This is a genomic window from Chryseobacterium sp. DT-167 (assembly GCF_058310155.1).
This window is the reverse complement of sequence record NZ_JBZEEQ010000003.1, coordinates 353464-368435: the sequence shown is the minus strand read 5'-3', so window position 1 is coordinate 368435 and position 14972 is coordinate 353464. Positions and strand designations below refer to the sequence as shown.

At 34.0% G+C, this 14972-nt stretch carries 13 protein-coding genes; 3 read left to right on the top strand and 10 right to left on the bottom strand.

Annotated elements, in window-relative coordinates; translation table 11 throughout:
- Positions 1-19: 19 nt before the first annotated feature.
- From AC4FQ5_RS06495 to porQ, 3 genes are all read right to left on the bottom strand, one after another.
- Positions 20-370 carry a YtxH domain-containing protein gene (locus AC4FQ5_RS06495; protein WP_491141737.1) on the bottom strand — a complete coding sequence of 117 codons (351 nt, stop codon included), beginning with the start codon at positions 368-370 and terminating at the stop codon, positions 20-22.
- Positions 371-460: 90 nt separating this feature from the next.
- The gene (gene cmk / locus AC4FQ5_RS06490; protein ID WP_491141735.1) at positions 461-1132 is read right to left on the bottom strand and encodes a (d)CMP kinase; all 672 of its coding nucleotides are present in this window, start codon (positions 1130-1132) and stop codon (positions 461-463) included.
- Between the two features lie 81 nt (positions 1133-1213).
- Positions 1214-2206 carry a type IX secretion system protein PorQ gene (gene porQ / locus AC4FQ5_RS06485; RefSeq protein WP_491141734.1) on the bottom strand — a complete coding sequence of 331 codons (993 nt, stop codon included), beginning with the start codon at positions 2204-2206 and terminating at the stop codon, positions 1214-1216.
- A gap of 165 nt (positions 2207-2371) precedes the next feature.
- On the opposite strand from porQ, the gene pyrH reads away from it, so the two are divergent.
- Entirely contained in the window at positions 2372-3079 is a 708-nt protein-coding gene (gene pyrH / locus AC4FQ5_RS06480; protein WP_491141732.1) for a UMP kinase, read from the top strand.
- An 81-nt stretch (positions 3080-3160) separates the two neighbouring features.
- Complete coding sequence (gene frr / locus AC4FQ5_RS06475) at positions 3161-3715, top strand: ribosome recycling factor (protein ID WP_491141730.1); 555 nt, start codon at positions 3161-3163, stop codon at positions 3713-3715.
- 63 nt (positions 3716-3778) lie between these two features.
- On the opposite strand, the gene AC4FQ5_RS06470 is transcribed toward frr, so the two are convergent.
- The 7 genes from AC4FQ5_RS06470 to AC4FQ5_RS06440 all read right to left on the bottom strand — a co-directional run bounded on the left by AC4FQ5_RS06470 (position 3779) and on the right by AC4FQ5_RS06440 (position 11229).
- Positions 3779-4423 carry a hypothetical protein gene (locus tag AC4FQ5_RS06470; protein WP_491141728.1) on the bottom strand — a complete coding sequence of 215 codons (645 nt, stop codon included), beginning with the start codon at positions 4421-4423 and terminating at the stop codon, positions 3779-3781.
- Between the two features lie 62 nt (positions 4424-4485).
- Positions 4486-4824 carry a hypothetical protein gene (locus tag AC4FQ5_RS06465; protein WP_491141727.1) on the bottom strand — a complete coding sequence of 113 codons (339 nt, stop codon included), beginning with the start codon at positions 4822-4824 and terminating at the stop codon, positions 4486-4488.
- A gap of 139 nt (positions 4825-4963) precedes the next feature.
- Positions 4964-5758 (bottom strand): hypothetical protein, encoded by a 795-nt coding sequence (locus AC4FQ5_RS06460; RefSeq protein ID WP_491141725.1) that lies wholly within the window; start codon positions 5756-5758, stop codon positions 4964-4966.
- 175 nt (positions 5759-5933) lie between these two features.
- Positions 5934-7388, bottom strand: coding sequence for an LptF/LptG family permease (locus tag AC4FQ5_RS06455; protein WP_491141723.1), 1455 nt, complete (start codon positions 7386-7388; stop codon positions 5934-5936).
- A gap of 67 nt (positions 7389-7455) precedes the next feature.
- Positions 7456-8103 carry an outer membrane lipoprotein periplasmic chaperone LolA1 gene (gene lolA1 / locus AC4FQ5_RS06450; protein ID WP_491141721.1) on the bottom strand — a complete coding sequence of 216 codons (648 nt, stop codon included), beginning with the start codon at positions 8101-8103 and terminating at the stop codon, positions 7456-7458.
- A 119-nt stretch (positions 8104-8222) separates the two neighbouring features.
- Positions 8223-8684, bottom strand: a complete 462-nt coding sequence (locus tag AC4FQ5_RS06445; protein WP_491141719.1) for a hypothetical protein — start codon at positions 8682-8684, stop codon at positions 8223-8225.
- 31 nt (positions 8685-8715) lie between these two features.
- Positions 8716-11229 carry an FtsK/SpoIIIE family DNA translocase gene (locus AC4FQ5_RS06440; RefSeq protein ID WP_491141717.1) on the bottom strand — a complete coding sequence of 838 codons (2514 nt, stop codon included), beginning with the start codon at positions 11227-11229 and terminating at the stop codon, positions 8716-8718.
- A gap of 237 nt (positions 11230-11466) precedes the next feature.
- Here AC4FQ5_RS06440 and AC4FQ5_RS06435 point away from each other — a divergent pair, with 237 nt between their 5' ends.
- Entirely contained in the window at positions 11467-14802 is a 3336-nt protein-coding gene (locus tag AC4FQ5_RS06435; protein ID WP_491141715.1) for a cytochrome c biogenesis protein, read from the top strand.
- Positions 14803-14972: the final 170 nt, after the last annotated feature.

The following is a 14972-nucleotide window of genomic DNA, read 5'->3' as shown; positions in this document are numbered from 1 at the left end:
TTATTTTCATTAAATGAATTTATCTTTTTAGATCATTCAATCCTGTTTCAACATCTTTTACAATGTCAGTCGTTTTAGAAACGATTTGATCTTTATATTTATCGTAACCGTCTTTTACAGTATGAGCTACATTAGTTGCTGTTTCTTTGAAAGTAGAAGAGATGTTTCCATACTGATCTTTCACTTTTTCAGAAACTTCCCCATATTTGTTTTTAGCTTCTTCTTTCAAGTCGTTGGCTTTATTCTTAATTTTTTTTCTTGTTTCTTTCCCTTCTTCAGGAGCGTATAACATTCCTAAGATTACACCTGCCGCAGCACCTGCTAAAAGTCCTGCCAAAATACCTGCTGTATTATTTTCTTTTCTAGACATTTCTTGTTTTTTAATTATTGTTAATAAATATTCTATACACCAAATCTTACAATTAATATACCAAATAAAGATTCTGGCAGATAAAAAGTGTTATTTTTTTAAATGTGACAGTATACTTTCTATTGTCTCTTTTTTAGATAGCATCGTATTATCAATAACAATTGCATCATCAGCTTTCTTTAAAGGAGCAATTTCTCTTTCACTATCAATACGGTCTCTTTCTATAAGGTTTTCTCTTACCTGATTTTCATCAGCCTCTATTCCCAAACTCAAAAGTTCCTGATATCTTCTTTTTGTTCTTTCGTCTATACTTGCTGTCAGAAAAAATTTAAAATCGGCGTTTGGCAGTACAACTGTGCCAATATCTCTGCCATCCATAATGATGCCTCCTTTTTCTGCCAGATTTCTCTGGGACTGTAATAGGAAATCTCTTACTTCTTTTTGTTTTGCAATTAAACTTACGTTGTTGGAAACTTCATTGGAACGAATTTCTTTTGAAATATTGATATGATTCAGAAAAAGAACCAGCTCGCCATTATCATTTTTAAATTCGAGTTCGATGAGTGGGAAAGATGAAAAAAGCTGATTAAGATTGATGGTTTCATCATCGTTTAAACAGTTTTGCAGTGCAAACCAAGTAATCCCTCTGTATAAAGCTCCTGTATCTAAATGTACAATTCCTAGTTTTTCGGCAACAATTTTTGAGATAGAGCTTTTTCCGGTAGATGAGAATCCGTCAATTGCTATTACTGGTTTTTTCATACTACAAATTTCAAAAATTTTTCTCAAAATCCAAGAAAATATCAGATTTTATATTTAAAAAATTGTTTTCTGAATACGAAATTATTCACCTCTGTGACTGCTCAAATCAACAGAAATTCCTATCTGATTGACATTAGAAGAATTATGATATCTCACATGCGCATAATCGATACGGAATTTTGAAACTTTAAGACCGAAACCTGCGGAAAGCCCGGAGAAATTTCTTTGATCGGCTACGGCTAATTCATTTCCTCTTCTTACATTATATCCCAATCTTACGTTGAAACTTTTTTCAGGAAACAATTCTGCACCCAAAGAGAAGTGATCGGCAATTTTTCTTCCAATATTCACTTCCTGTCCGTTTACATTAAATTCCGAAGAAATATCAAACTGCTGCAGATCATGTGCCGTAACCGTAATTGCTAAAGGAAAAGCTTTTAAAATTTTAGTATAACCTAAATCAATCCTGAATGGTAGATTTTCTCTAACACCATTGAATGATTTAAACTGATAGCCGAAGTTTCTTAATACCACCGAAACCACTTCTTTACTCTGTTTTGGATGATACGTAACTCCCAAAGTTCCTGCTAAAGCAGAAGAAGTGTAGGTATCAATTTTAGAAGTGATAAAATTTAATCCTCCACCGATTGTCCAGTCTTCTTCAAACTGATAAGCGTATCCACCACCTACAGCAACATCAGAAGCTGAGAATTCTCCCATTTCAAAACCGCTTTCATCCGTTCTTGGGATGTTTCCGTAGCTCATGTAACGAGCATTTACAGTGACCATATGACCGTTGTCAAGATCTTTGGCAAAAGCAATGGTTCCGTATTTTGAGTCTGCAAGATAAGCAGTCGCATTCACAGAAAGCTGTTTGTCTGATTCTTTATTAAGCAAAGCAGGATTGACAATGGCAAAAGACACATCGTGATCTCTCATGGTAATCGCATCACCACCTAAAGCAGCCTGTCTTGCAGAAACCGGAATGTTCAGGAACGGATAAACGTTTGTTCCAGTTTGTGCAAATGAAACAATTCCCGAAAGAAATAGTGAAAAAATTAGAACTTTCTTCAAATCAGTAATTAATTAATGCAAAAATAATCCTTTTTCGTACTTATCAAAATATTTAGAACATTATTTACTATTAAATATTTTTCTTTTTTCAATATTTTTAATGATTATATTTGCAAAGTTAATTTCTGAGGAAATTAATTCTCAAAAACTATTATAAATTTAAAGATGAAATATAAAAGAATCCTTCTAAAACTGAGTGGTGAAGCATTGATGGGGAACAGACAGTACGGTATTGATACCGAAAGACTGACGGAGTATGCTCAGGAAATTAAAAAAGTAGTTGACTTAGGCTGCGAAATTGCGATCGTAATTGGAGGAGGAAATATTTTCCGTGGTGTGGCAGGAGCTGCAAAAGGAATGGACAGAGTACAGGGCGATTATATGGGAATGCTTGCAACTGTAATCAACGGTATGGCATTACAGGGAGCTTTGGAAGATGCAGGAATCAAAACCAGATTACAATCTGCCATCGAAATGGATAAAATAGCTGAACCTTTCATCAAAAGAAGAGCTGTGAGACACCTTGAAAAGGGTAGAGTGGTAATCTTCGGAGCAGGAACAGGAAATCCTTATTTTACAACCGATACGGCAGCGACTTTAAGAGCAATAGAAATTGATGCAGAAGTTATCTTAAAAGGAACAAGAGTAGACGGAATCTACGACAGCGATCCTGAGAAAAACGAAAATGCTGTAAAATACAATTCATTATCTTTCGACGAAGTTTTCGAGAAAAATCTTAAAGTTATGGATATGACTGCTTTCACATTAAGCCACGAAAATAAATTACCAATCATTGTTTTTGATATGAATAAAGATGGTAATCTGGTGAAGATCGTTGAGGGAGAATCTGTTGGAACTTTGGTGAATATTTAAAAGTAATAGTATTATTTATTAAAAAAATTACTTATTACTCATCTTAAACATATGTGTAACTTATCAAATTTTTATTATATAATGGAAGAATTAGATCTTATCGTAGAATCTGTAAAACATGATATGGAAGCAGCTATAAGGCACTTGGATCATGCATTTCAAAGAATCAGAGCGGGACGTGCGTCTACAAATATGGTGCAGGATGTGATGGTAGAATATTATGGTGCTCCAACTCCTCTTAATCAGGTTGCCAACGTTTCTGTACCCGATGCGATGACCATTTCTATTCAACCTTGGGATAGAACCGCAATCAACGCTATCGAAAAAGCTATTATTAATTCTAACTTAGGTTTTGCACCTTCTAATAACGGGGAAAATATTATTCTTAATGTTCCGCCTTTGACAGAGGACAGAAGAAGAGAACTGGCTAAACAGGCTAAAGGAGAAACTGAAGATACAAAAATCGTTGTAAGAAACGCAAGACAAAACGGGATCAAAGAATTAAAGAAACTGGAAGGAGTTTCTGAAGATGCTATAAAAAGTACTGAAGACGAAATTCAGGTACTTACAGATAAGCACGTAAAACTTTGTGACGATCATCTTAAGACGAAAGAAGCTGAAATTATGAAAGTATAATTTTCAGTTTAAATTATACATTATAAAAAGTGGTTTTGAATTTGTTAAAATCACTTTTTATTTTTACAGACATTTGATATTCTCTTTTTGATTTTGATTTTTCATGAGCAGGTTAAAAGTTTTCTGCAATTCATCAATCGAGCAGTTTTTTAGTTCTTTATTCTGAATATTTTCAGATTTAGGATTGTTTTTTGAGCTTGATCTTAAAGTATATTTTTTTTCAAGACATTGAATCGGTGTATCATTGACAATATAAAACCTCTGCTCAGTAATGTCATCTTTTGTTTCGGGTTTTTCGGATGTTCCGCCATCAAAACTCCAGGCTGTATCATCTTTAAAAATAAAATAAGGTTTTCCTTCGTTTACAAAATAATTCTCGGCTGAAGAAAAATGACTGTCTGCCGTGAAATATTTTACAACCTTTAAAGTTCCGTTTTCAGAATAGTAAACAACGTTTCCTGATCTTTCTTCACATTCAAAATTAAAACTTACAGAATCGAGTTGCTTTGCTGTCAGTTTTGAATTTACCAAGTTGTACTCATTTTTTATTCCGTCAACTGAATTGAGATCATTTTTAAATTGTAAAGAATCTCCAGTTATTTTTGAAGTGGAAATTTCTTCTGAAACATTATTTTCAGGATTTTTATCATTCTCCTTTTTACATGAGATTATTAGAGCAAGACTTGAAATTAAAAGTAGTTTTTTCATTACAGCAGTTTTGAGATTTGATGTTTGCTAAAACAAAAAATGTGCGACAAACATTTTCAGCATTAAAATTTTGCTTCAAATCCTGCTTTTAAAGCTTTCTTTTCAGGATCAGATAAACTTCTTTTATAAATTTCTTCCCAAATTTTCACCGCCTGATCAAATGATTCTATTCCTGAGTTTCTGACGTTTGCAGCCCAAAGTAATATTGCGAAATCTTTCTTATTGTAAGCAGTATCACCAAAAACGATCATGGGAGTATCTTTATATTTTTCTTCTACTTTTTTTGCAAAATCAAGATTTCCGCCGATGCTTTCTTTTTTGATGTAATTTTCTTTATCAGTTTGTTGAGCAAAGGTAAAAACGCTTACGCTGACTAATAAGCTAAGTAATAATTTTTTCATTTGAAAAGAATTAAATGATTTAATTAAAGATAGTAATAATTATCATTTTATTAATTAAAAATAATACCCGTCACACAAACTTGATTTCAAATAAAAAACAACTGCAAAAGCAGTTGCTGAATTTTCTTTGAAAACAAAACTATTTACAGTTTTCGTTATAATCTAAAATTACTTCATCTACAATCTGAGGAACATTAGACATCACATCATCAATCTGACTTTTAATCAATCTTCCTAAACCAGATCTTTTTTTCTCATCATTTTTCAGAGAAGCATAAGAGCCGCTTGCAATTTTTCCTTTTACATAACTGCAGTCTGCGGTGATGATTTTTGATTCTTTAAGATCCAATTCTTTCAATTTGCTTCCTTTTTTGGTATAAATAAAAGAAGGGTTTTTTCTCATTCTTTCAGTTTCCTGATCAGCTTTGTCGATTTGACTTTGTCCGGCTGAGAAAGTTGTAGGATAACCATACAATTTATACACTTTTATTTTACCATCTGTTACCACTTCTGCAAACTGATTGCTTTTGGTAAGATTATTAAACGCTTTGATGTTTCCGCTTAAACCGCCAGTCGCTGTATTGAAACCTTCTTTGGTATTGGTATATTTTACAACTTCAAAATGTCTTTCGTTATTGCTGTCGTCGTAGGCAACGTATTCTTTCAAATCATCAGAATCCATCGTTTTGAATTTTTGCTTTTTCTTAGACTTGTCGATATCAGCTGTAGCAATGAATTTTACTTTTTTCTGATTGACCCACGGACTCATATCGCTTCCTGCCAGTCTTACGATTCCTTCAATTTTCTTTCCGTTTTTATCGATAACGTAACCAAACTTTTCATCGGCTTTCAGTTCGTAATCTGTGTTTTCTTCTTGTGCATAAATGCTTGATGTCATCAAACTGAACAAGCCAAACAGTAAAACTTTTTTCATTATTAATTTCATTTAAATTAGTTGTTAAATATGAGATTTTTTTTCGAGAAATTTAATATTTTAAAATATTTTGATTGAAATTTCGGTAAAATTCAATCAAAAATTAAAGTAGGTTATTTTAAATAATCTTTCAGTTTAAACCAAAAAAAACCGGAGACAAGCTCCGGATTTGATATTACTGATATCTTTTATGTTCTTTATCCTTTACAAAAAGCTTCGTAATAGGTTTTAAGAAAGCTTTGTATTTTTCAGAATCAAACAACTGAGAATCTGTCAATGCTTTATAAGTCATCAAAACTCCAAAAGGAAATAAGATAATATTCGGAAGCCATGCTGCAAGGTAAGGATTCATTTTTCCAGACCATGCTAAGTTTTCAAAACCAACATTAATTACATAAAATATAATGAAGATAACAATGGCAATAATAACGGGAACTCCCATTCCTCCTTTTCGGATGATTGATCCTAAACTAGCACCGATCATAAAGAAAATGATACACGTAAACGAATAGGTTATCATTCTCTGCTGGTAGATCACAACTTTATTAAAATATTTTACACTTGGATTAAGCTCCTGGTTTTTTGAATCTAATGTTGTCTTCAGATTGTCTAGTCTGCTGTGCGCATTATAAATCATTTCAAGCTTTTTGTCTTTCTTGATGGTATCAAATTTATACTGAGATTTCACAGGAGCTTTCGACTTGTTTTTATCCATATAACTCACCACCGAACTGGTTTGAGACATCACCTCCGTACTGATGTTGGATACCAGTTTAATGTTGTCTTTTTTGGTATTGTCAATTGTTTTAAACAATTCTTCAAACGACTGAAAACGGAAATCTTCAGTAATTTTTTCTTCTTCAATGGCTTTGTTAATGATCTCACTGACATCAAAATGAGAAACCAATGTATCAAATTTTATAGCTTGATCGGGCTGTTTTAATCTCACATTTTCTGCTTTTCCGGCGTAGCTATCTTCAAACACATACCCATTAAATAAAACCAGCTGCAGGTAATTTTTATTCGGAGGTGTTACAAATTTTCCTCTTTCAGCAACAATTGACTGTTGGTTTTCAAATGTACTTGCTTTTTTATGTATAAAAATCCCTTCAAGATCTCGGCCTTCTTCACCTTCTATCTTATCAAATTTCACCATATAACCGGGAATTTGATCGATAAACTGTCCCGGAGTAAAATTTAATGCAGGTTTGGTCTGAGCAATATTGAAAAGCATATTTTTAGCCTTCCTTTGAAAATCGGGAATAATATTACTTGAAAAGAGATAGAGTAGTATTGCCAGGAAAGTAACAACACCCAAAAGTGGCATCATCACCCTCGTTAAAGAGATTCCGGCAGCTTTCATGGCGGCGAGTTCGTAGCGTTCACCAAATTCTCCAAATGACATGATACTTGCCAAAAGTATTGTTAAAGGTAAAACCATACTCACTACATTCACTCCCAGATAAAACAAAAGCTTCATGATCTGAAATGTGGTAAGTCCTTTTCCTATAAACTGCCCAAGCTGAATCCAGATAATGTTTACAATAAAAATGAAAAACAATACGCTGAATATAAAAAAGAACGGACCAAAAAAGGTTTTAATAATATATCGGTCTAATATTTTAAACATTCGCCAAAATTAATGAAAAAGCCACAAAGTTTCCTTTGTGACTTTAAATTTTAATATATATTTAGAATTATAATTCTGTGACAAGATAATTTTTAAATTTATTCTTATCAAAAACAAACATATTCGGATCCAGCTGCTGATTTTCTTTATATTCTTTTATCGAAATCACTGCAATATCTTTGTTGCTTCCGTGCTGTTCCAGCTTCAGCATTTGTTTTTTTGCTCCGTCGATATAAATGTAAATGTATCTTAATCCGTTTGCCTTTACAGGTGTCAATTTAATAAAATCTGCACTTACGCCGTCAACTGTTTTTTTACCATTGTAAGAAACGTTGTAATCTTTTCTGTATGAAGTAAGATAATTGATAGGAGAGAACATGGTAGAGCTTTCATTGGGTTTTGCTACGGTCACTTCCTTATCTTCTGTGTTGATATTATAAATTTTGCTTCCGTCAAAAATCTGCTCTGTCTCCATGATTTTCAGCTTATATTTATCTCCGGCTGTGTAATAAATTCCCGGTTCGTTCTTACTCACCACACCGTTTACACCACTTCCAAAAGCAAACTTGAAATATGAATTCTTTTTAGATTTGTAATTTGCCGTTACATCATCTAATATTTTTTTTGCCTGAGCATCAATTTTCTGAGCCTGTACAAAAGCAATACTTCCTACTGCCAAGCTTGTAATTGCAATTTTTGAAATTATTTTTTTCATTTTTTAATTCTAAATTTACTGTTCTTTAGACTGTCTGAACTTTTAAAAGTTAAAATTTAATCTGACTTGTTTTTAACTTCGCAAATCTTCCAAAAACTGTTCCATTAAATAAACAGGTTTTATTTACGATTTACTCTATTGCTATACTTTTCAAAGTTTTGAGGCAAAACGTTAGTAACAGTAAGTTTATTTGAAGTAATGGTAGGTTCAATTCTGATAACTTTCGTATTATCATTTACAGAAACCTGATGATGGCTTCTCATATTGACCATATCTAAATGAAGTGCTGTAAATTCATAATTCCCATTACTCAGATCAATGATCATATATTCTTTTGTCCTGATCTGACCGACAGGTTTCTTATCAATCCAAATGTTTAATCTTGCCGTATTATCCATAGAATGCAAAATACTGGCTCCATTGTAGATCAATATCTTCCCGTTTCCTAAGGTATTGAGATCAATAGTTTCAACTTTTACGTCACTGTAATCACTTGGAATAGCTCTCAATGCACATGAATTGAGCATCAGAAATAATGAGAATGCCATAATTCCGACAGCATAATTTCTAAAGATTTTCATAAAGATTTTATTTGTAATTATTATTTGAATTTTAACTGCGAAGATCTTCTAAGAACTGTTCCAGCGAATTCAGATCACTAATAAGAACCTCTCTCGCTTTAGCCCCGTTAAATCCGCCAACAATACCGCTTGCTTCAAGCTGATCCATTATTCTTCCGGCTCTGTTGTATCCCAATTTCAACTGTCTCTGGAGCATTGATGTAGAACCTTGTTGTGTTGAAACGATGATTCTTGCGGCCTCATCAAATAATTGATCTTTTTCATTGGCATCAAAGGTACCAACTGAACTTGTCGCTTCTTCATTCACATATTCAGGAAGCATAAAAGCAGAAGCATAACCTTTTTGTTCACCAATAAACTCAGCCAGTCTTTCAACTTCGGGGGTATCAACAAATGCACACTGAAGTCTTAAAATTTCATTTCCGTTAAAATAAAGCATGTCACCTTTTCCGATCAATTGATCTGCTCCAGGAGAATCAAGAATAGTTCTTGAATCGACACTTGAAATTACTCTAAATGCTGCTCTTGCAGGAAAGTTAGCCTTAATCATACCTGTAATTACATTCACAGAAGGTCTTTGAGTGGCAACAATCAAGTGAATTCCGACCGCCCTTGCCAACTGCGCCAGTCTTGCAATGGGAAGTTCAACTTCTTTTCCGGCAGTCATGATCAAATCTGCAAATTCATCGACTACCAAAACGATGTATGGCAAATATCGGTGTCCGTTTTCAGGATTTAATTTCCTTTCGCTGAATTTCTTGTTGTATTCTTTTAAATTTTTGCAGAAAGCATTTTTAAGCAGATCATATCGTTGATCCATCTCAACGCAAAGAGAATTCAATGTGTTGATCACCTTATGAGTGTCTGTAATAATCGCATCATCAGAATCCGGAAGCTTCGCCAGATAATGTCTTTCAATTTTAGAATACAAAGAAAGTTCTACTTTTTTGGGATCTACCATCACAAATTTCAATTCGCTTGGATGCTTTTTGTAGAGTAGGGAAGTGAGGATCGCATTGATACCAACCGATTTTCCCTGACCTGTAGAACCCGCCATCAAAAGGTGGGGCATTTTTGACAGATCTGCCATGAAAACTTCGTTGGAAATAGTTTTTCCAAACACAACCGGAAGATCCATATCGGTATTTTGGAATTTCTGTGAAGCAATTACCGAACGCATAGAAACCATCGTAGGATTTTTTCTCGGAACTTCAATTCCTATTGTTCCTTTTCCTGGCATTGGTGCAATGATTCTGATTCCTAAAGCGGAAAGATTCAAAGCAATATCATCCTGAAGTTTTTTAATTGCAGAAACTCTGATTCCCGCTTCCGGTACAATTTCGTATAAAGTAACGGTTGGTCCGATGGTCGCTTTGATTTCAGCAATTCCAACGTTGAAGTTCTTTAATAGACCGACAATTTTATTTTTGTTTTCTTCTAATTCTTCTTTATTAACCGAAATTTCTTCATTACCATAATCTTTCAGCAAATCTAAAGTCGGCATCTGGAATTTAGCTAAATCCAAACGGTGATCATACAAACCATGTTTTTCAACCAGATCATTCGACTGTTTTTCAGAATCATCCAAAATCTCAACAGCAGGAGCAACTTCTACATTAAATTTAATTCCGTCTGAAGAAGAAGGCTTTATATCAAAAGCTTCTTCAGGTTTCGCAACAGGAATTACCGGTTTTGTATTTAAATCTAAATTTAAAGATTGTGAAAATTCTTTTTTATCTTCTTCAAAAGAAGTCTGATTCGGAGTTACAATGGTTTCAACATGAGAAAACTGTTGAACGTCGATTGCGGGTTTTTCAGAATCCTTTGTTTTAGAGCTTTCGGAAAGATCTGTTACTGTAATGTTCGGAGAGCTTTCCTGAATTTCGTTTTCAAGTTCTTCATCAGCCTCAAAATTCTCACTGGAATTCGGCATCATTGATTTTACTCTGCCAATCGTATTTTCATTGATTTCGTTAAATTTTGATTTGATTGAACTTGGTCTAAGATTGAATTCCAAAATGAAATATAAAGCGATACTCACCACCAAAACCAGCCAAAGACCTACACTTCCAATAATTGCATTCAGAGAATCCATAATCTGGTAGCCGTACACTCCGCTCAGAACTCCTGCATTTCCCTGTCCTTTTGTGATGGCTCCGAAAAAAATAGGAAGCCAGCAGATGAAGAATAAAGAATGTCCGAAAGTCATCCACGGTTTAAAGATTTTTTTCTTCAGGATCATTGTCCCGAAAACCACAAAAAGAAATGCAACAATAAAAGAAGCAACCCCGATGCTTTCAAATATAAAAATATTGCCCAGCCAATCACCCAACTTCCCGAAAATATTGGATGATTGTATGCTTTTGTCGAGCATCGTTCCGGCCTGGCTCTGATCTGATTTCCAATTCATTAAGTATGAAATGAACGACAAAGTAAGTACACCCGAAAAAACGATAAACGTCAATCCGAAAAATATACGCGGTTTTGATAAGATCTTGCCTTTTTCCGGCGACTCGGTCTGTGGTTTTTGTGTTTTCTTTTCCATAATGTCAATCCCGGCAAATTTAGTGTTTTTTTGATATTGTCATTATTTTTTTTCCATTAAAACGAAGTCTCTTTTCTATGCTGATTCACAGATAATTTAGGTTTTTAATAATAATTTTAAGATTATTAAGAATGATTCAAAATAACAGTTTCATCGTGTTCTGATGACAAAAAACAGCTTTTTTTCTCTCCCTTTCGTTTTATCATCCTTATTTTTGCATGTCAAGTAAAAAAAATCATGAAGAAGATCCAGGATATTCTTATTTCTACCAGAACAATGGCTGTTCTATTGCTGGTTTACGCATTTTCTATGGCGTATGCAACATTTTTAGAAAACGACTATGGAACGCCCACAGCGAAAGCATTAATCTACGAAGCAAAATGGTTTGAACTGATCATGGTTCTTCTTATTTTGAATTTCATCGGAAACATTGCACGTTATCGTCTCTGGAAAAGAGAAAAATGGCCGGTTCTGGTTTTTCACCTTTCCTTCATCTTAATTTTTATCGGTGGTGCGATTACAAGGTACATCAGTTTTGAAGGTCAGATGGTGATCAGAGAAGGAGAAACTTCTAATGAAATTGTAACTGATAAACATTTTTTTAAAATTCAAATCGAAAATAAGGGTGATGTACTGAATTATCAGGATGTTCCTTATTTAATGTCACCTTTGCATAAAAATTTTAATGCAACGTATGATTTCCACGGAAAAGAAATTAAGGTTAAAACTCTAGACTATGTTCAGCGAAAAAAAGACAGTTTAATTGCTGATCCAAACGGCGCAGAATATCTTCATCTGGTTTCTACAGCTGAAACTGGAAGACAAAATATTTACATCAAACCGGGCGAAACAAAATCGATCAACGGAACTTTAGTAACCTTCAACAGAGCTATTGACGGTGCAGTTGAATTCAGAAAAGAAAATGGGCAGATTTTAATTAAAACTCCTGTTGATGCCAATTTTATGACGATGGCAACTCAGGCGACGGGAACTACTGTAAAAGACCAGTTCCAGCCTTTGGTTTTGAGAAGTCTGTATACAATTAATGAATTAAAATTGGTTGTACCTGAAGGTCTTAGAAAAGGTAAACTGATGGCTTTTGAAGGTGACAGAAAAAAAGATCAGAATGTTCCTGATGTGATGACCATTGAACTTCAAGGTCCGAAAACAAAACAAATTGTTGATTTATCGGTAGAAAGAGGAAATCCAAATGCATACAAGCAGGTAACGATGGATGGTCTGAATATTATGGTAGGGTTTGGTCCGAAGATTTACAATACTCCATTTGCAATAAAATTAGATGACTTTGTAATGGAAACTTATCCCGGAAGTTCATCTCCAAGTGCATACGAAAGTCATGTGAAGATCATTGATCAGGGAAAACAGACGCCTTATAAAATTTACATGAACAATGTGTTGAATTATAAAGGATACCGTTTCTTCCAGTCTAGTTTTTCGCCGGACAGAATGGGAACTGTTTTATCTGTAAATCATGACTTCTGGGGGACTTTGATTTCTTATATCGGATATGCATTTTTATTTGGAGGAATGTTTGTAATGTTCTTTTGGAAAGGAACCCACTTCTGGAAATTAAACAAAATGCTGAAGGACATCAACAAGAAAAGAGCAGCAGCAATTCTGCTTCTATTTTTAAGTTTCGGCTTAAATGCACAGAAAATTGAAACTCATGGAAACACAGACGGAAGCAGGGAACATATACATGTAGAAGGAGATGGCCATACTCATGAAGCTCCTTCTGAAACACTTAAGCCACAGCCAAGTGTGCAACAAAATTCTGTAGCTGCACCTTTAACGAAAATGAAAATGATTTCAGCAGACGAGATCATTGCAAGAAATAAAATCAGTAAAGAACATGCAGATAAATTCGGATATCTTTTGGTTCAGAATTTTGAAGGTAGAATTGTTCCTACAAACACCCAGGCTTTAGATGTTTTAAGAAAATTGTACAAAAAAGATGCGTTCAGAGGTACAGATGGAAAATATCTTACTGCAAATCAATGGTTTTTATCCATAAATACAGATACGCCGAGCTGGACGATGGTTCCGTTGATTAAAATCGATTCAAAAGGAGGTAAAGAACTTTTGGAAAAAACAAAAGCTGACGAAGACGGGTATACTTCACTGATGAATCTTTTCCCTGCAGATAAAAATGGAAATCTGACTTATATTTTAGATGAAGATTATAATACTGCTTTCCGTAAAAAAGCCTCTGAGCAGACTGAATATGATAAACAAGTTATTAAAGTAAACGAAAGAGTTCAGATTTTCAACGAGTTTTTCAGCGGTCAGTTTATGAGAATTGTTCCTGTGAAAAATGACCCGAATCACACTTGGCATTCTTGGCTTGACCAAAAAATGGAACCGGATATGGAATCTCAGCAAGTGATGGGACCATATTTCGCAGAAGCTCTTCAGGCTCAGAAATCGGGTGACTGGACCAAAGCTGATGCAGAATTGGCAAAACTTTCTGCATATCAGCAGAAATGGGGGAAGAGTGTTGTTCCTTCAGAAAACAAAGTTAATCTTGAAGTTTTCATGAATGAGGTGAACCTTAATTTTAAACTTTTAATTTTCTATACAATCATCGGAGGTTTATTATTGATCTTAGGTTTTGTGGAATTATTTAAACCTAAAAAACTTCTAAACAAGATCATTAAAATAATTATCTATTTAGGAGTTGTCGGTTATTTCTTACATTTCTTAGGACTGGTTGCAAGATGGTACATTTCAGGTCATGCTCCTTGGAGTAACGGTTATGAAGCAATTATTTTTATTTCTTGGATTGGTATTTCTGCGGGATTAATGTTCTATTTCGGATTTGGAAAACCAAATTTATCAAAAAGAACTTCTTCAGATAATATAAAAGTTGTGAGTAAAGGAAATATGTCAAATGCATTAATTCCTGCTGCAGGATTTATGGTAGCTGTAATCATGATGGGATTTGCTCACGGAGGTTCTGCACTTGATCCGCAGATTACGCCACTGGTTCCTGTTTTGAAGTCTTATTGGTTGATTGTACACGTTGCAATCATCACATCAAGTTATGGCTTTTTTGGACTATCGATGATTATTGCGGTAATTTCACTGGTATTTTATATCATTTCAGATAAGAATGCGTTTAAAATTCATAATGATACAACACTGAAAGAATTAGCAATCGTTTCTGAAATGTCTTTAACAATGGGACTTTTTGCTCTTACTGTAGGAAACTTTTTGGGAGGAATCTGGGCAAATGAATCTTGGGGAAGATACTGGAGCTGGGATCCGAAAGAAACCTGGGCATTTATTTCGATTATGGTGTATGCTTTTGTTTTACACATGAGATTGGTTCCGGGATTGAGAAGCAGATGGGCATTCCACGTTGCAACGATGTTTGCATTTTGTTCAATGGTGATGACTTATTTTGGTGTAAATTATTATCTAAGCGGACTGCATTCTTACGCAGCAGGAGATCCTGTTCCGGTTCCGGCTTGGGTGTATATTGGTTTAGCAACAATGTTGTTATTATCAATAGTTTCTTACATTAAATTTGTTGCTTTAAAGAAAAAATAAATTTAAAATTTATTGATAAACAGAATCCCTGAAATTAATTTTTCAGGGATTTTTTATTCCACGCAATTTGTGAATGTTTTTATAAAAATCTCTCGTATCAACGTTATAAAAAGAAATTTTTAGCGTAAAAACTTATAATTCAAAAATTCTATATATCTTTATGATATCAA